This is a genomic window from Mucilaginibacter sp., from assembly GCF_036568825.1.
Taxonomy (GTDB): Bacteria; Bacteroidota; Bacteroidia; order Sphingobacteriales; family Sphingobacteriaceae; genus Mucilaginibacter.
Genome location: NZ_DATCRU010000064.1, coordinates 1 through 20858 on the forward strand (window position 1 = coordinate 1; position 20858 = coordinate 20858).

Here is a 20858-nt window from a genome sequence, read left to right on the forward strand (position 1 = left end):
GTCGGAAGTCGGAAGTCGGAAGTCGGAAGTCGGAAGTCGGAAGTCGGAAGTCGGAAGTCGGAAGTCGGAAGTCGGAAGTCGGAAGTCGGAAGAAATTAACTCATTAAGTTACCAACAATAAAACAATCCAACAATCCAACAATAAATCAATCCAACAATAAATCAACCAGCAATTTGTTGTCGACTAATGACTAATGACTAATGACTAATGACTAATGACTAATGACTAATGACTAATGACTGATGACTAATGACTAAACAAAAAGGGTAACTTCTTGATTAGCTTCTTTCTTAAATACCTTTTTTGCCGAAGTGGTCACCGCAAAAGTGTACACTTTCAGACATGCGATTAACTTTTTCATATGACTTTATTTAGGTTTACTCTTTTATAACAGCAAAATCATTGCCAATCAGGTAGTTGCTATAAATTAAACGGTATTTTAACGCGAAGGTTTAACTTGTTAGGAACATTTTTACCCATATTTTCCCATAGCGACATATTTTTCCCCAAAGTTAATTTTGCATATCGCCAAGGGAAAAGATCGGTTGTGCTAGTCAATCATAGTAATCTCTTAATCATGCAAATCATAGTTCAGACAAAAAAAACAGCCATCACCTCGCGTAACGGCTGCATTCCACTAAACTAAACTATCAACCAATCTCACCGTCCTCTGGTAACCAACTAATCCAGATGTACCCGGGCGGGCGTGGACCGGTGAGGAATGAAGGGGTTAAACAAAAAGTACTTCGTCAGTAGCTATATACCTTTCCCGGTCATGCTTTCTCGCGAATAATCTGTTTGCCTGTTTTATTTTTAACAGGCCTTTCTGTAAGTATATAACCACTTTCTTCATCATATTTTTAAGGGCCTGCTAAATGAGCAGCAGCGCCGTTGCCGACGCAACGGCCGCCACCCAGTACAAACAGGATGATTTGACCCTAACTATTTCACCTGTTGTTTTTTTATATTGTTTAATCTTTAAACCGTATCAAAATTCGTTACTTAATGGTTGAAAAGAATTAGGGAAAACACGGTAATTCATACGTGTTTTTACGTGACTTGCGAGGCCGTTCAGATATTCCGTGTTGACTCACCCGGTCATTGCTACGCTCGACCACCCTCTCTGCCGCAAGCGGTAAAGAGGGAACTAAAATTCGTTTTTACCCTCTTTGCGAAGCAGAGAGGGTCGAACAGCGTAGCGCTTTCGGGGTGAGTAAAATATGCGCTTTGCTATGCTGGCAGCAATTCCATCTGCTATCAGAAAAAAATAAAAAATCTATTGTGTTGAAAAGACGCAATGATTTTTATATCTTTCAGAACTAAATTATAACAACCTAAGAATCATGCTAAACAGAAGAAAATTCCTTATGGGCACTGGTGCTGCTGCGCTTGGTGCATTAGTGCTGCCAAAGGCGGCTTCAGCATTTTTATCATCTGCGGGCGAACATCCGCTTGGACTGCAGCTATTCACCTTATTTAATATCATTGATGCGGATGTAAAAGGCAACCTGAAAAAAGTAGCCGATATTGGTTTTAAAGAGATAGAATCAGCCTTCAGCAAATTGCCTGGCTATTACGGCATGAAACCAAAGGAATTTGCTGCCTTGTGCAGTGATCTGGGCCTTTCATGGAAATCGCATCACGTTTTGGGTGCACCATTCAAATTGCCTCCGGGAACCAAATTGCCAAAAGGTATGACGCTGCCTGCGCATATGCTCAACCTGAAAGAAGACATGCAGGCGCTGGTTGACCAAGTTGCCGAAGGTGGAATTCCATACCTGGTTTGCGCCAATATCCCGACAGGAACACTTGATGAAATAAAAGAAGCAGGCGAAATATTAAATAAAACCGGCGAAGCTTGCAAAAAAGTAAATATCCAGTTGTGCTATCATAACCACGATATGGAGTTTAAAACTGTGGAGGGTAAAATACCATATCACCTGATGCTGGCTGAATGCGATGCTAACCTCGTAAAAATGGAACTCGACCTGGCATGGGCAACCAAAGCAGGTGTTGACCCGGTTGAATTATTCAAAGCACATCCGGGACGATTCCCATTGTTGCACGTAAAAGATATCAGCAAAGATTTCACTACTCTTGAACCAGTTGGCGAAGGTGTAGTAAACTTCAAACATATTTTTGAGCATGTAAAAGAGGCTGGCGCTAAGCATTATTTTGTGGAGCACGATATGCCAAAAGATGCTTTCGCAAGTATAGCTACAAGCTATAAGAATTTAAGGGCGATGGGGATTTAATTAGTGAATGAGTGGGTTAGTGAATGAGTGATTTAAGATTGAAAGGAAAATCTACGCAATCATTCTAATCACACAATCAACGGTCCAAACATTTCTCATCCCAAAAACATTTATTAGGGTATTCATAGTTCAAATTACTATGGATACCCTATTTTTATTAGTGTTCGGGTAACAATTACTATCGCCTTCTATCCAAATAAAAATTTAACACGAGTGGAAACTATTCTGAATATAACCAACCTGGGTAAAACCTATAATAGCGCGGGCAAAACGCTTACCGTGCTCGATAACATCAACTTTGCAATAACTACGGGTTCAACTAATTCTATTGTCGGTCCTTCGGGTAGTGGCAAAACTACTTTGCTTGGACTCTGCGCAGGACTTGACCGTTCGTCGACCGGTATTGTTGAACTAAATGGGATTAAACTGGGCGATCTAAGTGAAGACCAGCGCGCACAGGTGCGTAACCAGCATGTGGGTTTTATATTTCAGAATTTTCAGTTGCTACCGACTTTAACAGCTCTCGAAAACGTGATGGTCCCATTGGAACTTCGTGGTGAAAAGAATATTAGGACACGCTCGTTAGATCTGTTGGATAAAGTCGGCCTGGCCGATCGCGGTCACCACTATCCAGCACAACTTTCTGGTGGCGAACAGCAAAGGGTGTCGCTGGCAAGAGCATTCAGTAATCAACCTAAAATATTGTTTGCCGATGAACCAACCGGTAACCTGGATGCTGAAACCAGCGAGAAGGTGGTAAAACTGATATTCGACCTGAATCGTGAAGCCGGTACAACTCTTGTACTTGTAACCCATGACCTTGATTTGGCTGCCAAAACCCAGCGTATCATCCGCATTAAAGGCGGTAAGCTTATTTCGGACGATAAAACCACTTTAAACGCTTAACAGGTTATGGATACTAACCCCGGAAATTATAAGCGTAAGCTTAATATCCCCTGGCTGTTTGAAATGGCCTGGCGCGACAGTCGCCGCAACCGGTCGCGGTTGTTCCTGTTTATCTCTTCTATAGTTTTTGGTATTGCTGCATTGGTGGCTATTTATTCTTTTGGATTTAACCTGAAAAAGGATGTCGATAACCAGGCTGCAACACTCATTGGCTCCGATTTGGCAATCTATACCAATAAGCCGCTCGACTCATCTATGCAACACCTGATCGATTCCTTAGGCGATCGTCGTTCGCAGGAAAAGAGCTTTGCTTCGATGATCCTTTTCCCCAAAAGCGGCGGAACAAGATTGGTGCAGATAAGAGCTTTGCAGGGCGGTTTCCCATATTATGGTAGTCTTGAAACGACACCGGTAAGCGCTGGAACATCCTTTAAGAAAGGCAAAACGGCGCTTGTGGATCAAACTTTGATGCTACAATACAATGTAAAGGTGAACGATTCAATTAAGGTGGGTAAAGTGACCTTCCTGATAGCAGGAACACTGAACAAAGCGCCGGGACAAACAAACGTAGCATCGAACATCGCACCGATAGTTTATATCCCAATGCAATACCTTGATCAGACAGGATTATTGGAAAAAGGCAGCCGAATCAATTACAACTTCTATTATAAATACGATCATAAAGTTGATATAAGTAAGCTGACCAAAAAGCTTGAACCGCGTTTGGATAAAGCAGGACTGAATTATGATACCATCGACACTAAAAAAGAAAACACTGGTCGCGCCTTTGGTGATCTAACGCGGTTCTTATCGTTGGTTGGTTTTATTGCCCTGTTATTGGGCTGTGTGGGTGTAGCAAGTGCTATCCATATCTATGTTCGCGAAAAGATAGCTTCGATTGCTATTATGCGTTGCCTTGGGGTAAAGGCTTATGAGGCTTTTCTTATTTACTTAATCCAAATTGTAGGCATTGGTTTGCTTGGATCGGTAATAGGTGCAGTACTGGGCAGCGTGGTGCAACACCTGATGCCGTTTGTGTTCAAAGATTTTCTGCCCATATCCATCTCAACAGATATTTCGTGGATGGCTATTGCACAAGGAATTCTATTGGGCGTGATTATTTCCATATTGTTTGCATTACTGCCACTTATCGCTATACGAAATATATCGCCGCTTAATACCTTAAGGATTTCGTACGAAAATCTCAACCTGCTCCGCGACCCTTTACGCTGGCTGGTCTATTTACTCATTGTGTTATTTATTATCACATTCACCTATGTACAGTTGGACAATTGGTTGGCAAGTATATTCTTTACCATCGGCATTTTCGTCGCCTTCCTCATACTGACGTTGATTGCCAAGCTGTTGATGTACCTGGTAAAGATATTCATCAAAAGTACCTGGAGTTATTTGTGGCGGCAAGGTTTCGCAAATTTGTACCGGCCAAATAATCAAACTATAATATTGATTGTTTCCATTGGTCTAAGCACGGCTTTTATATGTACGCTGTTCTTCATCCAGAGCATGCTGGTGAAGCAGGTCGCTCTTTCGGCCAGTACCAACAAGGCCAATATGATCCTGTTCGATATTCAGAACAATCAGGAAAAAGGTGTAGCAAATATTGCCCGTGCGCATCACTTACCCATAATCCAACAGGTACCGGTAGTAACTATCCGGCTGGAAAAGATCAATGGTAAAACCGAAGCTGATCTGGCAAAAGATACCAGTCTTAAATTCAATAAGTATGTTTTTGCCAATGAGTACCGGGTTACTTACCGCGACAGCTTAACCGCCACAGAAAAATTAATTGATGGCGATTGGGTAGGGCATGCACCCAAAAGCGGAGAAGCACTGATATCCGTCGAAGAGCGCTGGGCAAAGCATAATCATCTGAAATTAGGCGATCACCTTACGTTCAATGTTCAGGGAATGCAGGTGCCCACCAAAATAGGCAGCATCCGTGAAGTAAATTGGAATAAGATGCAAACCAACTTCCTCATTGTCTTTCCAAAAGGAGTTGTTGACGATGCGCCGCAGTTCCATGTGCTACTTACCCACGTTCCAACAAAGGAAGCATCAGCAAAATTCCAGCAGGATGTGGTAAAACAATTCCCGAATGTTTCCATGATCGACCTGGGCTTTATACTCAGCGTACTGGATGACCTGATGGATAAACTGGGCGATATCATCCGTTTTATGGCGATGTTTAGTATCATTACGGGTGTAGTTGTGCTGATTGCTTCAGTAAGGATCAGCAAATATCAACGGATACAGGAAAGTGTATTGCTACGTACGATGGGAGCCAGCCGTAAACAGATTCTGGCCATTACCGCTATTGAATATTTCTTTTTAGGAGCGTTGTCAGCCGCGACCGGTATTCTCATCGCCTTTATAGGTAGCTGGTTGCTGGCAAAATATAGTTTCGATATTCCGTTTAATGTCAACATGCTGCCCGCATTATTGTTATTTTTGGGAATAGCCATACTAACCATCCTGATCGGTCTGTTTAATAGCCGGGGTGTTCTTAATAAACCTCCGCTGGAGATATTGAGACGAGATGTGTAAGTATTAATCGGAATTCATATCTATGCAATCAAACAAAAAAGAATATAAGGGTGTCATGCTGAGCCGCGTCGAAGCATGGTGCAGGGGTCTCTACGCGCGTACCCTTCGACAGGCTCAGGGTGACAGCGCACTTAAAGTGGGTTTGGTTATTTGCTTCGTATTGCTTCTCTCTGCATGCGGCGGCAAGAATTCCCCAACTGATAACCAGCAACAAGCGGCAACCAAAGACACAACAGCTACCACATTAAATAAAAAAGGCATCCTCTTTTTTGGTGACAGTCTTACCGCAGGTTATGGTTTGGACGATCCCTCCAATGCCTTTCCCGGTGTAATTCAACGGAAAATTGATTCACTCAAACTGCCTTATTCCGTGATCAATGCAGGTGTAAGCGGCGAGACCACTGCCGGTGGCCTCGCACGCATCGATTGGGTGTTGAAGCAAAAGATCAACGTCTTTGTGCTCGAGCTTGGCGCCAATGATGGTCTGCGCGGAATACCCGTGGCAGAAACCACCAAAAATCTGCAATCGATAATAAATAAAGTAAAAGCCAGGTACCCCGATGCCAAAATTGTATTGGCCGGTATGCAGGTGCCCCCAAGTATGGGGCACGACTATATCACTGCATTTAAAGACCTGTTCCCGGCTTTAGCCGAAAAAAATAAGATTGCACTGGTGCCTTTCCTGTTAGCCGGAGTAGGTGGCAATCCCAAACTAAACCAGGCCGACGGTATTCATCCAACTGCCGAAGGCGCTAAAATAGTAGCAAATAATGTGTGGAAGACTCTGAAAGAAGAATTGTAGCGCACAAGGTTTTGGCAATCAGGTTAATTTTCCCTTTGAAAAAATTTCTTGAAAAGGTAAGGACGAGTAAGTTTATCTAACTGCTCGTGCAAATACTTTTGCCAGTTGTTAAAATCACGACCCGTGTATCCCGGAGGGATGATTGGCTGATGTGTAAACGTTCGTTTCATTGTAGTACCCATTTGGTTAATAAATCTTAATTTTTGAATGATATATTAATCGGGCATCCTGATATACCGGAGGCCACTCCATGCCCCCTTCTTTATTCAGGGGCATCGTGAATATCTAATGCATAATCTGTGCCAAATAATTGATAGAGAGTTTAATAACTTCAACTTAAGTTATAAAGCCTTGTTGAAAAACTGATCGTGGCAGCTTTAGGTAATTTATATTATTTAAATGATTTCCTGCTAGTTAACAGGATGTTGAAAAGTATCAATTTTCTCTCCGTTTTTATATTGTCATTTTTGATAAACCCTTGCTTGAATTATGAGATCACTGGCGGAATTAAAGAACGAAGCCGATGAAATGCAGCTAAAAATCAGGAAGTTGTTACTCGGAAAAAACAGCTTTGAAGAGGGTATCGCCGATAAATTGACCACAATTGCCACTATTACAACACTTCGCGAGCAATTGGTAAAAATCCAGAAAGAGATAAGAATACGCTTCCCGGATGCGGAATAAAATACCCATTTGAGGAGGGGATTTTTCGTAAAAGCTTAATTATCTTTATGATATAATCTTTTGGTATGTCAAACGCAACCGAGCTTGCAACAAAGCCATCAGAACCTGATAAAGTGGATGCCTACATGGCAAAGCTGGATTATCCTTTAAAAGACGTTGTCCAGGCTTTACGGAAATTGATTTTGAGCACTGACCCTGAAATAGGTGAGGAAATAAAATGGAATGCCCCAACTTTTTTCTATGCCGGCGAAATGCGACTCTTTAATCCCAAAGAATATAAGCGTTACCTCATCGTTTTTAACCTGCATCAAAAGGATTGTTTGCGGCTTGTATTTCCCAGTGGAGCAAGGGTAAATGATACTTCGGGCCTGTTAGAAGGCAGCTATGCTGACGGTCGCCGTTTAGCTATGTTTCGTAGTATGGACGATGTGCATGCCAAAAAGGACGCTATGCAGCGGGTGATAAAAGAGTGGCTACGAACGCTGGACAAATGATATGAATTATTCGCATCGTAGCAACTTTAAAGCTTACTGTATTTTGCCTTTATTTAATCTAAAATCCTGGTTTTTATGTTAATATTTGCCTGTTGATTTGAGATTTAATGAAAGTACTCCAATTTACTATCCCCGTAGCTCACGATAAAAGTGTTATTGTTCAGCAGGATGAGTTGCCGCATTTTTATCCGCATCTGCACAGGCATAAGGAAGCACAGATTACCTGGGTACAGGCGGGAGAAGGTACACTGATAGCAGGTAACAATATGCATACCTTCAGGTCGGGTGAGATTTATTTGCTTGGTGCCGATCAGCCTCATTTATTTAAAAGCAATCCTGAGTATTTTCATCCTGGTAATAAAAAAGTGATCAAAACGCTGACGATATTTTTTGATCCCAACGGCAGCCTGGCTTCCTTGTTCAGTTTGCCGGAGATGAAGAGCCTAAGGGATTTTATTCAGCAAACACAGCAAGGTTTCAGGCTTCCCACTGAATATGTGGAGAAAATATCCCGTATCATAATCAGTATCCAAAAATCCAGCGGATCGGATCAGATGATCTGTTTTTTGCAATTGCTTGGCGTATTGCAAGGAATTAATCCTCGACCTGAGCCTTTATCGCCATCATCTATCTCACACGGTATCACTGAAAGCGAGGGTATCCGGATCAGCAATATATATAATTATATCTTGCAGCATTATAGTGAAGCCGTCAGTTTGGATGATGTAGCCCGCGAAGCCTGCATGACGCCCCAGGCATTTTGCCGGTACTTTAAAAAGCATACCGGACATACTTTCGTTTCGTTCCTGAACAGCATGCGCATTAACGAAGCCTGTAAAAAGCTGACTGAAAATAAATATGAGAGTATTTCTGTTGTGGCTTATAAATGCGGATTTACAAGCATTACCAATTTTAACAGGGTATTTAAAACAGTGATGGGTAATTCACCGCGGGGGTATTTGGATAACTTTCTGCATAAGGTGGGAGAACTTAGTTAGGGTTCAATTAATATTTCGTTCAGCTCAATTGCCGCTGGGGCTGTTACTTTTGAAGCACCAAAAGTAACCAAAAGTGCTTGTCAGCCAAATGCTTCATTTCCGCACACGGCCTTTGTCCTGCAAATCAGGCAGAACTGGGGCCGCAGAATTTTGCCCCGCTATTCGCACCCACAGCCAACGCTTCAGCAAAATCCTAATGCCCGCCAACGCACACCCCATCGACGTTCAGCCTGATTTCACCCGGAAGCCCCTTGGCTGACCTTAACAGCAAAACACAGTAATTGCGATGATGTATGAATTGAACCCTTTACTGTCAACAGACCAGCTTCGGGCGAAATCAATCAAAACAATGATGGCCGGTGTAGTGGAAAGGGCATTAGCAAACTTTGCTGAAGTAAGAGGAAAGAGCGAACGATAGTAGGGCAAAGTATTGCAGGCCGTGGTTTTGACTGATTGCAGGGTAAAGGCCTGTGCGACAAAGAAGCAAGCGTCTGTTGACTTGACCTTTTGTTACTTTTGGGTCAAGCCAAAAGTAAAAGACTAAGCAGCTTTCTCTTTCTTCTCCAAAAACTTCTTCTGATACTGCAACGGTGTTTTACCGGTTACCTGTTTAAAGTATTTATGGAAGCTGGCAAAATTCCGGAAGCCGCTTTCAAAGCATATCTGCTTGATGCTGATTTTATCCTCTATCAATAGCTTGCAGATATGTCCCACTTTGATTTCATTGATAAACTGGGAATATGTCTTGCGCGTACGCGATTTAAAATACCGGCAAAACGAATGCGGACTAATATTGGCAATGGCTGCAATCTCTTCAGTAGGGATATGCCGCCTGAAATTGGCCATCGTAAACTCATATATCGCATTTATGCGGTCGTTCTCGGCTTCTTTATGATCGTGGTCAAAGCCAATAGATGCTAATGGCATGATCTGGCTTTCTGAAATGAGTGTCAGGGCCTCCATCAATAGCATCAACCTGCGACTCCCTTCGGCAGTCAGCATTTTTTCAAGAAGGACTGCTATTCCTTCTTTTGTTTCTCCTTGTATACTGATCCCTCTTTTTGCTTTTTCAAAAACCAAACGAATGGCTTTATTTTCGGGCAGGTTTAAAAATTCATCTCCCCAAAAATCCTCCCTGAAATGAGCAACAGTTACGTCGGCATGTACTTCGCTTTTAAAGTACATGGTATCAAAGCGCCAATAATGGGGCAGATTAGAACCAATCAATATCAAATCGCCATCATTAAAATTTTGGATATGATCGCCTATGAACTGGGTGCCGTTTCCTTTTTTAAAATAGATCAGTTCCGCCTCAATATGATAATGCCATTTATTATTGATGTAAGGCACCGTGTCCTGCCTTACACTGAAGGAGGAAAGCGGTTGCCGGGGTATCTTCAGCAACTGGGGTTTCATTGTGGAGTTGGTTTATAATTAACAGCAAAATACATAAAAAATATTCTAATCTGAAAAATTATGCCAAAATAACTTAATATATAGATAATAGAATAAAAATTTATATACGGTATATTTATTCCTTTGTAAAAACCAAATATCAATATAAACCAGCCGGGCAAGATAAGCGAGGGTGCCCATTTAACCTTTAAAACGACGGATGACAAAAAAGAACAACATTTTTGCAGTTGCATTAATCACCTCCCTGTTTTTCCTTTGGGGAATTTCACTGAACCTAAACTCCATTTTAGTTCCGCATTTAAAAAAAGCCTGCCAGCTTACAGATTTACAATCTGCATTTGTCGATTCAGCATATTATATAGCCTATTTTATTGTCGCTATCCCCGCAGGGCTGTTTATGCATAAATACGGTTATAAACGTGGTATAGTATTAGGCTTACTTTTATTTGCTGTGGGGGCTTTTATGTTTTATCCTGCGGCCAGCACGCGCATGTATGGCTTTTTCCTGTTTGCTTTGTTCATTATTGCCAGTGGTTGCGGCATGCTCGAAACGGCTGCTAATCCCTACATCAATAATTTGGGCGATCCAGAAGGAGCTACGTGGCGCATCAACTTTGCTCAATCTTTTAATGGCCTGGCCGCGTTTCTTGCACCTAATATAGGCGGGTTGTTTATCCTTTCTGGTATTACCCTGACTGATGCTCAAAAAGCAGCTATGTCGCCTCAGCAATTGAATAACTATTTGCAGGGCGAATCAGATGCAGTGAAAATACCTTATATCATTATTGGTTTGGCAGTTTTATTAGTTGCTATATTAATATGGCGTACTGCATTGCCGGATATCAAGGAACATGGCGAAAGTAATAATGAGCGTACAGACTGGGCTTCTATATTCAGCGAAAAAAACTTGATGCTGGGTGTAGGTGGTATTTTCTTTTATGTGGGTGCACAGGCAGCTGTGACCAGCTTTTTTATCAGATACTCTAAGTACGTTGCAGCTATACAAGAAAAGGAAGCCGCCAGCTTATTAGGCTTGGCAATGTTAGGGTTTATGGCAGGCCGCTTTATAGGCAGCGTGGCTATGCGGTTTATTCGCCCGGTTAAGTTGTTGATTCTATATAGTATTATTAACTGTGGATTGCTGGCACTGGCATTTACGCTCGATGGAAGATTCTCGGTTTATGCCCTTATGGGCGTGCCGTTCTTTATGTCTATCATGTTCCCGACTATTTTCTCATTAAGCATTAGCGGTTTGGGTGAGAAAACTAAAAAAGCGTCTTCATTATTAATTATGGGAATTGTGGGTGGAGCTATAATTCCGTTAGTGCTGGGCCAGGTTTCTGACAGGAGCAATATTCGCGTTGCCTACCTTGTGCCGATTATCTCATTCGCTTATATAGGCTACTTCGCTTTAAGAAATATCAAGGTTAAAGAACTTCAGGCAGTAGTTACTCACTAATCATCACATCGCTATGTTTAAGAAAATTGTACTCGCATTCTTCATGGTAGCTTTCACGCTGTCATTCGCTTCTGCCCAGCAGAAAAAACTGTTTAACGAAACCCCGGCGCAAAAGAAACAACGCATGAAATGGTGGACAGACGCCCGTTTCGGTATGTTCATCCATTGGGGTTTATACTCGCAGGCTGCCCGCCACGAGTGGGTGAAGCATAATGAACACATGACGAATGAAGAATACCAGAAATATTTTGATCAGTTTGACCCGGATCATTTCGATCCTAAGAAATGGGCAAGGGAGGCGAAAGCTGCCGGTATGAAATATGCAGTATTAACTACCAAGCACCACGAAGGTTTCTGCCTGTTCGATTCCAAATATACCGACTATAAAGCCACCAATACCAAAGCCAAACGCGACCTGGTAAAGGAATTCGTAGATGCTTTCAGGGCAGAGGGATTGAAAGTAGGATTTTATTATTCCTTACTTGATTGGCATCATCCTGATTATACCATGGATAATGCACATCCGCTTGTTCAGGTAGATACCAGCAAAGCCAATTATGATCGTTTGAACAAAGGCCGCGACATGAATAAGTATCGTGAGTACCTGAAAAATCAAATCACCGAATTAATGACAAAATATGGTAAGATCGATATCTTATGGATGGACTGGTCGTGGCAAAAAGGCGACAAGCACGGTAAATGGGGAGATGATTGGGGTGCAAAAGACCTGCTGCAAACAGTAAGGAAATTACAACCAGGCATTATCGTAAATAACAGGCTTGGTCTTTATGATTACAGCGACGGTGGCGACTTTGAAACCCCAGAACAGGTAAGCACCAAAGAACTGGATAAATACAAGGGCAAAACATTTGAAACCTGCCAGACTTTCTCAGGTTCATGGGGCTACTACCGCGATGAAAATACCTGGAAAACGCATCGTCAGCTACTTGATCTGCTGATAAGCTCGGTAAGTGATGGAGGCAACCTGATCCTGAATGTTGGTCCTACAGCACGTGGGGAGTTTGATTATCGTGCAACCCATGCATTGGATAGCCTGTCGTATTGGATGCATGCAAATGACAAATCAATTTACGATTGTACTTTAGCGCCTGAACAATACAAAGCACCGGAAGGCGACAAACTAACTTACAACCCTAAAACCAAACGATTGTATATCCATTTGTATAATTATCCAACTGATGGCAAGCTGATGCTGTCAGATTATAAAGGAAAAGTGAAATATGCTCAATTTTTGAATGATTATTCGGAAGTAAAATATACAGCTTCCGGCGGAAACGATTTAGAGCTAACTTTACCAAAAAATAAACCACCTTATGAAATTCCGGTGGTTGAACTAACGCTACAATAATGAAAAGATATACCCTGGCGCTTGATCTGAAAGATGATGCAGCATTGATCGCTGAATATGAGGAATACCATCGGTCAGTATGGCCCGAGATAAAAAAAAGCATCACTGATTCGGGTATTACCGATATGGAGATATACCGTTTCGATAACCATCTGTTTATGATAATGGAAACGGAGGACGACTTTAGCTTTGATCGCAAGTCTGCAATGGACAATAACAACCCGAAAGTGCAGGAATGGGAAACCCTGATGTGGAAATTTCAGCAGCCACTGAAAAATGCCAAACTTGGTGAGAAATGGGTATTGATGGATAGGATTTTTAAGTTATAATTTAGTTGATTGGTTGATTGAGTTAGAATAAGTTGATTGGTTTAAATCAGCGCAATCATTTCAATCATTCTAATCAACGGTTCAGAATAATATAATGACACAACATAGTTACTTACGCATACACCCAAATGATAATGTGCTGGTTGCATTGCGTGACCTGGACCAGGGAACTCCTATTGAGTTTGAAGGTCTGAGTTTTAACCTGGCAGATAAGGTTGCTGCCAAACACAAATTTAGCTTGAATAGCCTACAACCTGACGACTCTATTTATATGTATGGCGTACTGGTGGGCAAGGCAACAAAACCTGTTCCGCAAGGCGGATTGATATCTACCGAGAATATTCACCATGCCTCAAGCGAGTTCCATTTAGGAAAACGAAAACTGGATTGGCATAAGCCTGACACATCTAAATTTGAAGGCCGAACATTCATGGGTTACCACCGTGCGGATGGCTCTGTGGGGACGGCCAATTACTGGATCGTAATCCCATTGGTGTTTTGCGAGAACCGGAACATACAAGTAATGCGCGAGGCTTTGGTTGATAAACTGGGCTACAAAAAAGCAAAGAGGTATGAGAACGAAGTAGAGCAACTGATGGAGCTTTACGAGGCAGGAAAATCAACCCAGGAAATTTTGAGCGCCGATATGCAGTCGGGTAATGAAGCAACAGGTAATAAACGCTTCTTCAAAAATATCGACGGCATCAAATTCCTGACACACGACATGGGTTGTGGTGGTACACAGCAGGACTCGCAGGCTTTGTGCGGTTTACTGGCTGGATACATCACCCATCCTAATGTCGCCGGTGCAACAGTGCTAAGCTTAGGTTGCCAGCATGCACAAGCCCATATTTTGCAGGATGAAATTGCCAAGCGCGACCCAAACTTTAAAAAGCCGCTGGTAATACTGGAGCAGCAAAAAATGGGCACAGAGCGGAATCTGTTACAGCATGCGCTCAAACAAACTTTTGCCGCATTAATAGAAGCTAACGAGACCGAACGGACTCCTGCACCATTGTCAAAATTGTGTATCGGTTTAGAATGTGGTGGTTCAGATGGTTTTTCAGGAATATCAGCTAATCCTGCATTAGGTTATGTATCAGATATTTTGGTTTCTCTGGGTGGTTCAGTGATATTATCCGAATTCCCTGAACTTTGTGGTGTTGAGCAGGAGCTAAGCGACCGTTGCGTCGACGAAAATACTGCCAAACGTTTTATGGATCTGATGATCACCTATAATGCCCGTGCTGAGGCGGATGGCTCCGGATTTTATGCGAACCCATCCTATGGCAATATTAAAGATGGTCTGATCACTGATGCAATCAAATCAGCGGGAGCAGCAAAAAAAGGCGGAACATCACCTGTTGCAGCGGTACTTGATTATCCTGAAAAAGTAACCAAAAGCGGCTTGAACCTTCTGTGCACCCCAGGCAGCGACGTAGAAAGCACAACAGCCGAAGTTGGTTCTGGTGCGAATGTTGTGTTATTCACAACAGGTTTGGGTACGCCAACCGGCAACCCGGTTGCGCCTGTAATAAAACTGTCTACCAACACAGCTACTTACAACCGCATGCCCGATATCATTGACATCAATTGCGGAACGATCATCGAAGGTACGGAAACAATTAAACAGGCCGGCGAACGTATTTTAGAATATGTGATCAGCGTAGCAAATGGCGAAGAACAGCCAAAATCAGTTCAATTAGAGCAGGATGATTTTATTCCGTGGAAACGGGGAGTGTCGTTATAATTTCGGATTTACGAATTATGGTTTCGGAATTGTGAATGATAAAATTTAATAAATCAAATGTTTAGTCTACAAAATAAATTAGCAGTTATAACCGGTGGGGGAAGTGGTATAGGAAAAGCTATTGCAGAGCTTTTTGCAAAGCAAGGTGCTTTGGTACGTATTTTCGATCTGGACGAACAAACCGCATCTGCTACGGTAAACGAAATACAGCAAAATGGAGGTAAAGCTTCATTCCATATTTGTGATGTAAGCAAGCAGCAGCAAGTAATAGATATTTTTAATGCGATTGGTCAGATCGATATCCTGGTAAATAATGCCGGCATCGCACATATCGGCGCGGCAGATACTACCAGTGAGGCAGACTTTGACAGGGTGATGAATGTGAATGTGAAAGGCGCTTATAATTGCCTGTTTGCAGCGATTCCATTGATGAAAGCCAAAGGTGGTGGTGTGATTCTGAATACGGCCTCCATTGCGGCAAGTGTAGGTTTGGTTGACCGCTTTGCATATTCAACCAGCAAAGGTGCAATTTTTGCGATGACCTTGTCCGTAGCCCGCGATTATTTGCATGATAATATTCGCTGCAACAGTATTTCTCCGGCAAGGGTGCATACACCATTTGTGGATGGCTTCATCGCCAAAAACTATCCGGATAATCAGCAGGAAATATTCGAGAAATTATCAAAAAGTCAGCCTATAGGCCGCATGGGTAAGCCCGAAGAAATAGCGGCATTGGCCCTGTACCTATGCTCGGATGAAGCAGGTTTCATCACCGGTTGCGATTACCCTATCGATGGCGGCTTTATAAAAATCAATACATAAGAACCAACGTAGAGACGAGATGCATCGCGTCTCCGCACGGAACAACAATACCAGAATAACAATAAATAATTACTTTTATCTATGAAACTAATCCGATTTGGCGAAGCCGGGAAAGAAAAAACAGGCGTCCTGATTAATGATAAACGATATGATACCTCAGCATTTGGCGGGGATTATGACGAGAAATTCTTTGAGAATGATGGCTTGAACAAACTTGCTGCGTTCATCAAAAACAATAATCTGCCTGAAGTGAGTGATGATGTTCGTTTAGGTTGTCCGCTCGGCCGCCCTTCAAAGATCGTGTGCATCGGTTTAAATTATGTCGATCACGCTACAGAAACCAATGCTACACCTCCACCCGAACCGGTAATATTCATGAAATCGACCACTGCTATTGTTGGTCCTAATGATGATATCGTTATCCCTAAAAACTCAGTAAAAACCGATTGGGAAGTTGAACTGGCAGTAGTGATCGGCAAAAAGGCAAGTTATATAGACGAAGCTGAAGCAATGGACTATGTAGCTGGCTATGTATTGCATAATGATGTTTCTGAGCGTGAATTTCAGTTAGAACGCAGCGGTACATGGGATAAAGGGAAAGGCTGCGATACTTTCGCACCAATCGGTCCGTTTATGGCAACGCCTGATGAGATAAGTGATCCGCATAAACTTCGCCTGTGGCTCAAGCTAAATGGCAAAACCATGCAGGATGGGACTACGGCAAACTTTATATTTAATATTCCGCATCTGATCAGCTATACCAGCCAGTTTATGACGCTGTTACCCGGCGATATCATTTCGACCGGTACACCTGCAGGAGTAGGTTTGGGTATGAAACCGAACGTATACCTGAAATCAGGAGACGTAGTAGAATTAGGAATTGACGGTTTGGGCTCGGCAACGCAAAAACTGGTAGCCTATGCAAAGAATTGATGCACATCAGCATTTCTGGAAGTTCGACCCGGTAAGAGATAACTGGATCAATAGCGATATGTCTGTTATCGCAAAGGATTTTTTGCCTAATGATCTGTTACCCTTATTGCAGCGAAATAATATTGATGGAACTGTAGTAGTGCAAACCTGTCACATGGACGAGGATAACCGCTTTATGCTCGAACTGGCTGAGCAGTATGATTTTATCAAAGGCGTAGTGGGATGGGTGAATTTACAATCGGTCAAGGTAGAGGATAAGCTGAAATACTATTATGAGCGATACCCAAAAATGAAGGGCTTTCGTCATGTGCTGCAAGCTGATCCAGATGATCAACTGATGCTTCGGGATAGTTTCAAGAACGGTATCTCTTTGTTGAATAAATACAATTTTACTTATGATATCCTGATCTACCCAAAACATCTGAAATATGCAGCGCAACTTGTTGCCGAATTTCCGGATCAAAAATTTGTGGTGGACCATTTAGCGAAGCCCTACATTAAAATGAAGGAACTCACCGGCTGGAAAAGAGATATTGAGGCGCTCTCCAAAAATCTGAATGTGTATTGCAAAGTATCAGGTATGCTTACCGAAGCCGACTGGTACTCATGGAAAACTGAAGATTTTATGCCATACCTGGATACTGTTTTCAATGCTTTTAGCATCAACCGGGTAATGTACGGCTCTGATTGGCCGGTTTGTAAACTCGCAGGCGGCTACAACCGGGCGTTAGAGATATTACAAATTTATACATCGCGTTTTTCAGAAAAGGAGCAGGAAATGTTTTATGGCGGCAATGCCATCGAGTTTTATAACCTTAATTTATAAAAGATAGTGCCCCATCGGGGCAAAATGTTGGTAGCATAATTAGTAACATAATATCACGTGCCGTAGGTACGAAACAAAAACGAGAAGCATGGATCTGCAATTAAAAGATAAAATAATCATCGTAAGCGGTGGCGCTAAGGGCATTGGCGAAGGTATTGTAAGGGTATTAGCAGCCGAAGGTGCGATCCCCGTGATTATTGGACGTAATGAACAAGATAATCTGAAGGTCGTCAACGAAGTAGGCGGAAATGTATCCCAGGTCGTTGGTGAGTTAACCGATCCGGCAGCATGTGAGAATGCCATTAAAGCTGTAATAGAAAAATATGGTCGAATAGATGGCCTGGTGAATAATGCCGGGGTAAATGATGGCGTAGGGCTTGAAAAAGGCAACTACGAACAATTTATTGCATCAATACATAAGAATCTGGTGCATTATTATCTGCTGGCACATTATGCCTTGCCCGAACTTAAAAAAAGCAAAGGGGCAATAGTCAATATCGGCTCAAAAACAGCCGAAACAGGCCAGGGAAATACTTCAGCATATGCTGCATCAAACGGCGGTCGTAATGCATTAACACGCGAATGGGCTGTGGAGCTGTTGCCTTACGGTATCAGGGTAAATGCAGTTATTGTGGCTGAATGCTGGACCCCGTTGTATGCAAATTGGATAAAGACATTGCCCGACCCGGATGAAAAGCTTAAATCAATTATCTCTAAAATACCTTTAGAGAACCGTATGACCACCAGCGAAGAAATAGCAAATATGGTAGCGTTTCTTTTGTCTGCCAGATCAAGCCATACTACAGGTCAGTTGATCCATGTGGATGGAGGATATACGCATTTGGATAGGGCGATTAGTTAGCGGGCGGATTTTTCATAGCGATGGGTTTCAAACCCATCGCTATGAAAAATGGTTCAATACCATTACTATAACTTTATAGTATGATGAAAGACAAAAAACTCCGCAGCAGCGAATGGTTTGGACGAACAGGGAAGGATGGTTTCATCTACCGTTCGTGGATGAAGAACCAGGGTATACCTGCGCATGAGTTTAAAGGTAAACCGGTCATTGGTATCTGCAATACATGGTCGGAGCTTACACCTTGTAACGCACACTTCCGTGAGTTGGCCGAATCGGTAAAGCATGGCATTTACGAAGCAGGTGGTTTCCCGGTGGAGTTTCCTGTAATGTCATTGGGTGAAACATTGATCAAACCCACTGCGATGCTTTACCGGAATCTTGTAAGCATGGATGTGGAAGAATCCATCCGGGCTAATCCTTTAGATGGTGTGGTATTGCTTTGCGGATGCGATAAAACTACTCCGGCGCTTATCATGGGTGCTTGTAGTGTAGACATCCCAACTATAGTTGTCTCCGGCGGCGCTATGCTAACCGGTAAATACCAGGGACATGATATTGCGACTTCCGATGTATGGCGATTCTCAGAAGCCCAACGCGCAGGTTGCATGACGGAAGAAGAAATGAACATTGCCGAAGCCTGCATGTCACGAAGCAGAGGGCATTGCGCAGTGATGGGCACGGCATCCACCATGGCAGTGATGGCTGAGGCATTAGGCTTAACTTTACCTGAAAACGCTGCTATCCCGGCTGCCGATTCGCGACGAAAAGTTTTGGCTCATATGTCAGGCATGCGGATAGTGGATATGGTACGCGAAGATTTAAAGCTATCTGATGTACTGACAAAAGAGGCTTTTGAAAATGCCATTATTACCAACGCAGCAATAGGCGGATCAACTAATTTTATTATTCACTTACTGGCGATAGCAGGGCGAATCGGCGTCGATCTGACCATTGATGATTTCGATACAAGTACCAAAGGAATTCCCCTGCTTGCAAACCTGCAGCCATCCGGCAAATATTTTATGGAGGACCTGTATTATGCAGGCGGCATCCCGGCAGTGATGAAGGAATTAGATGCGAAACTTAACCGCGATGCTTTGACCGTAACCGGGAAATCAATCTCCAATCATTATCAAAATAGCAGTTGTTATAACCGCGATGTAATCGCAACAATGGATGCGCCATTTAATCCGCTTGCGGGTATTACTGTTTTGAAAGGTAATGTATGTGAGCATGGCGCCGTCATGAAGCCATCGGCAGCAACTCCTGCATTATTACAGCATACTGGCAAAGCGGTAGTTTTTGAAAATATTGATGATTATAAATCCCGCGTAGATGATCCTGACCTGCACGTTGACGAAAACAGCGTAATGGTACTCAAAAATGTCGGACCAAAAGGTTATCCGGGAATGCCGGAAGTAGGCAACATGGCAATTCCGAAAAAATTATTGGATAAAGGCATAACCGATATGGTCCGTATCTCCGATGGCCGTATGAGCGGAACTGGTTTTGGAACGGTGGTGCTGCATGTATCACCCGAAGCAGCTTTGGGAGGAACGTTTGCTATTATTCGGGACGGAGATATAGTCGAACTTGATTTTAAAAACCGGGCACTTAATGTACAGCTTTCTGCCGAAGAAATATTAAAACGAAAGCAACAACAAAAATTGAATACCGACTTTGCCACACGCGGTTATGTATATCTTTATCAAAGCCATGTGGAGCAATCGCATTTAGGTGCTGATCTGGATTTTTTGAAGGGCGGCAGCGGGAGCGAGATACATAAGGATTCGCATTGAGTGAACTCTAAATAAAGTTGTCATTTCGATGAGCGGCAGGATCAGACGGGTTTGGAGCGAAGAGAAATCTTATACAACTTGCCTATTCGCATTGCAAGGTGCAGAAGATTTCTCCTCACCCCAACGCACCACACTCCCCGGTTCGTCGAAATGACAAGTTGTTTAAAATACTAGATTTATGACAGACGATAGATTCACCAACCAGGTAGCCATCATCACCGGAGCGGGGCAAGGCATCGGGTTTGAAATCGCCCGACAAATGGCGTTGAGTGGTGCAGCAGTAGTGTTAAACGATATTGATGCAGCTTTGGCGAATCGGGCAGTAGCCGTCATCTCGGCAATGGGTGGTAAATGCCATTCTTTCCCCGGTGATGCATCTGATATCAATTTTATTCAGCAGTTGGTGGATGAAGCGGTTCGTAAATTTGGATTTCTTACTATCACCATTGCTAATGCTGGCATTACTTCTTATGGCGACTTCCTGGAATATCAACCTGACGCTTTGCAAAGCGTAATTAATTTGAATCTGTTTGGTAGTTTCTTTTTAGCACAAAAATCAGCCATACAAATGAAAAAGCAGGGGAGTGG

General features: G+C 42.8%; 19 protein-coding genes. 17 read left to right on the forward strand and 2 right to left on the reverse strand.

From position 1 onward, the window contains the following. Positions 1-1344 precede the first annotated feature (1344 nt). The 4 genes from VIM89_RS13975 to VIM89_RS13990 all read left to right on the forward strand — a co-directional run bounded on the left by VIM89_RS13975 (position 1345) and on the right by VIM89_RS13990 (position 6529). Complete coding sequence (locus VIM89_RS13975) at positions 1345-2256, forward strand: sugar phosphate isomerase/epimerase family protein (protein WP_488156784.1); 912 nt, start codon at positions 1345-1347, stop codon at positions 2254-2256. A 213-nt stretch (positions 2257-2469) separates the two neighbouring features. Further along, positions 2470-3162, forward strand: coding sequence for an ABC transporter ATP-binding protein (locus tag VIM89_RS13980; protein WP_488156785.1), 693 nt, complete (start codon positions 2470-2472; stop codon positions 3160-3162). A gap of 6 nt (positions 3163-3168) precedes the next feature. Further along, positions 3169-5727: an ABC transporter permease gene (locus VIM89_RS13985; protein WP_488156786.1), complete on the forward strand. Its 2559-nt coding sequence runs from the start codon at positions 3169-3171 to the stop codon at positions 5725-5727. A gap of 22 nt (positions 5728-5749) precedes the next feature. Next, on the forward strand, positions 5750-6529 hold the full coding sequence (locus tag VIM89_RS13990) for an arylesterase (protein ID WP_488156787.1): 780 nt from the start codon (positions 5750-5752) through the stop codon (positions 6527-6529). Between the two features lie 23 nt (positions 6530-6552). Here the strand turns inward: VIM89_RS13990 and VIM89_RS13995 are convergent, their stop codons facing one another. Then, positions 6553-6699, reverse strand: coding sequence for a hypothetical protein (locus VIM89_RS13995; protein WP_488156788.1), 147 nt, complete (start codon positions 6697-6699; stop codon positions 6553-6555). Positions 6700-7018: 319 nt separating this feature from the next. Here VIM89_RS13995 and VIM89_RS14000 point away from each other — a divergent pair, with 319 nt between their 5' ends. The 3 genes from VIM89_RS14000 to VIM89_RS14010 all read left to right on the forward strand — a co-directional run bounded on the left by VIM89_RS14000 (position 7019) and on the right by VIM89_RS14010 (position 8705). After that, positions 7019-7213, forward strand: a complete 195-nt coding sequence (locus VIM89_RS14000; RefSeq protein WP_488156789.1) for a hypothetical protein — start codon at positions 7019-7021, stop codon at positions 7211-7213. A 65-nt stretch (positions 7214-7278) separates the two neighbouring features. After that, the gene (locus tag VIM89_RS14005; RefSeq protein WP_488156790.1) at positions 7279-7707 is read left to right on the forward strand and encodes a DUF1801 domain-containing protein; all 429 of its coding nucleotides are present in this window, start codon (positions 7279-7281) and stop codon (positions 7705-7707) included. Positions 7708-7814: 107 nt separating this feature from the next. After that, a complete protein-coding gene (locus VIM89_RS14010) occupies positions 7815-8705 on the forward strand; it encodes an AraC family transcriptional regulator (protein ID WP_488156791.1) in 891 nt (296 codons plus the stop codon). 540 nt (positions 8706-9245) lie between these two features. Here the strand turns inward: VIM89_RS14010 and VIM89_RS14015 are convergent. Next, positions 9246-10121, reverse strand: coding sequence for an AraC family transcriptional regulator (locus VIM89_RS14015; protein ID WP_488156792.1), 876 nt, complete (start codon positions 10119-10121; stop codon positions 9246-9248). A gap of 199 nt (positions 10122-10320) precedes the next feature. Here VIM89_RS14015 and fucP point away from each other — a divergent pair, with 199 nt between their 5' ends. The 10 genes from fucP to VIM89_RS14065 form a co-directional block, all read left to right on the forward strand. Beyond that, entirely contained in the window at positions 10321-11580 is a 1260-nt protein-coding gene (gene fucP / locus VIM89_RS14020) for an L-fucose:H+ symporter permease (protein ID WP_488156793.1), read from the forward strand. A 13-nt stretch (positions 11581-11593) separates the two neighbouring features. Next, positions 11594-12949 (forward strand): alpha-L-fucosidase, encoded by a 1356-nt coding sequence (locus tag VIM89_RS14025; RefSeq protein ID WP_488156794.1) that lies wholly within the window; start codon positions 11594-11596, stop codon positions 12947-12949. Then, complete coding sequence (locus tag VIM89_RS14030; RefSeq protein WP_488156795.1) at positions 12949-13278, forward strand: L-rhamnose mutarotase; 330 nt, start codon at positions 12949-12951, stop codon at positions 13276-13278. The genes VIM89_RS14025 and VIM89_RS14030 overlap by 1 nt, the downstream gene beginning before the upstream one ends. 94 nt (positions 13279-13372) lie before the next feature. Continuing rightward, positions 13373-15028 (forward strand): UxaA family hydrolase, encoded by a 1656-nt coding sequence (locus VIM89_RS14035; protein ID WP_488156796.1) that lies wholly within the window; start codon positions 13373-13375, stop codon positions 15026-15028. Positions 15029-15085: 57 nt separating this feature from the next. Beyond that, positions 15086-15850: an SDR family NAD(P)-dependent oxidoreductase gene (locus VIM89_RS14040; RefSeq protein WP_488156797.1), complete on the forward strand. Its 765-nt coding sequence runs from the start codon at positions 15086-15088 to the stop codon at positions 15848-15850. A gap of 81 nt (positions 15851-15931) precedes the next feature. Next, the gene (locus VIM89_RS14045; RefSeq protein ID WP_488156798.1) at positions 15932-16783 is read left to right on the forward strand and encodes a fumarylacetoacetate hydrolase family protein; all 852 of its coding nucleotides are present in this window, start codon (positions 15932-15934) and stop codon (positions 16781-16783) included. Then, positions 16770-17609: an amidohydrolase family protein gene (locus VIM89_RS14050; protein WP_488156799.1), complete on the forward strand. Its 840-nt coding sequence runs from the start codon at positions 16770-16772 to the stop codon at positions 17607-17609. The genes VIM89_RS14045 and VIM89_RS14050 overlap by 14 nt, the downstream gene beginning before the upstream one ends. Positions 17610-17697: 88 nt before the next feature. Then, complete coding sequence (locus VIM89_RS14055; RefSeq protein WP_488156800.1) at positions 17698-18471, forward strand: L-fucose dehydrogenase; 774 nt, start codon at positions 17698-17700, stop codon at positions 18469-18471. A gap of 80 nt (positions 18472-18551) precedes the next feature. After that, a complete protein-coding gene (locus tag VIM89_RS14060) occupies positions 18552-20270 on the forward strand; it encodes an IlvD/Edd family dehydratase (RefSeq protein ID WP_488156801.1) in 1719 nt (572 codons plus the stop codon). A 178-nt stretch (positions 20271-20448) separates the two neighbouring features. Beyond that, positions 20449-20858: SDR family NAD(P)-dependent oxidoreductase (locus tag VIM89_RS14065; protein ID WP_488156802.1), on the forward strand; the 410-nt coding region annotated here is incomplete at its 3' end.

What these genes read in the sequence shown, in the direction of transcription:
- VIM89_RS13975 (WP_488156784.1), top strand. Translation starts at nt 1,345, where the DNA reads ATGCTAAACAGAAGAAAATTCCTTATGGGCACTGGTGCTGCTGCGCTT.
- VIM89_RS13985 (WP_488156786.1), top strand. Translation starts at nt 3,169, where the DNA reads ATGGATACTAACCCCGGAAATTATAAGCGTAAGCTTAATATCCCCTGG.
- VIM89_RS13990 (WP_488156787.1), top strand. Translation starts at nt 5,750, where the DNA reads ATGCAATCAAACAAAAAAGAATATAAGGGTGTCATGCTGAGCCGCGTC.
- VIM89_RS13995 (WP_488156788.1), bottom strand. Translation starts at nt 6,699, where the DNA reads ATGAAACGAACGTTTACACATCAGCCAATCATCCCTCCGGGATACACG.
- VIM89_RS14000 (WP_488156789.1), top strand. Translation starts at nt 7,019, where the DNA reads ATGAGATCACTGGCGGAATTAAAGAACGAAGCCGATGAAATGCAGCTA.
- VIM89_RS14005 (WP_488156790.1), top strand. Translation starts at nt 7,279, where the DNA reads ATGTCAAACGCAACCGAGCTTGCAACAAAGCCATCAGAACCTGATAAA.
- VIM89_RS14010 (WP_488156791.1), top strand. Translation starts at nt 7,815, where the DNA reads ATGAAAGTACTCCAATTTACTATCCCCGTAGCTCACGATAAAAGTGTT.
- VIM89_RS14015 (WP_488156792.1), bottom strand. Translation starts at nt 10,121, where the DNA reads ATGAAACCCCAGTTGCTGAAGATACCCCGGCAACCGCTTTCCTCCTTC.
- fucP (WP_488156793.1), top strand. Translation starts at nt 10,321, where the DNA reads ATGACAAAAAAGAACAACATTTTTGCAGTTGCATTAATCACCTCCCTG.
- VIM89_RS14025 (WP_488156794.1), top strand. Translation starts at nt 11,594, where the DNA reads ATGTTTAAGAAAATTGTACTCGCATTCTTCATGGTAGCTTTCACGCTG.
- VIM89_RS14030 (WP_488156795.1), top strand. Translation starts at nt 12,949, where the DNA reads ATGAAAAGATATACCCTGGCGCTTGATCTGAAAGATGATGCAGCATTG.
- VIM89_RS14035 (WP_488156796.1), top strand. Translation starts at nt 13,373, where the DNA reads ATGACACAACATAGTTACTTACGCATACACCCAAATGATAATGTGCTG.
- VIM89_RS14040 (WP_488156797.1), top strand. Translation starts at nt 15,086, where the DNA reads ATGTTTAGTCTACAAAATAAATTAGCAGTTATAACCGGTGGGGGAAGT.
- VIM89_RS14045 (WP_488156798.1), top strand. Translation starts at nt 15,932, where the DNA reads ATGAAACTAATCCGATTTGGCGAAGCCGGGAAAGAAAAAACAGGCGTC.
- VIM89_RS14050 (WP_488156799.1), top strand. Translation starts at nt 16,770, where the DNA reads ATGCAAAGAATTGATGCACATCAGCATTTCTGGAAGTTCGACCCGGTA.
- VIM89_RS14055 (WP_488156800.1), top strand. Translation starts at nt 17,698, where the DNA reads ATGGATCTGCAATTAAAAGATAAAATAATCATCGTAAGCGGTGGCGCT.
- VIM89_RS14060 (WP_488156801.1), top strand. Translation starts at nt 18,552, where the DNA reads ATGATGAAAGACAAAAAACTCCGCAGCAGCGAATGGTTTGGACGAACA.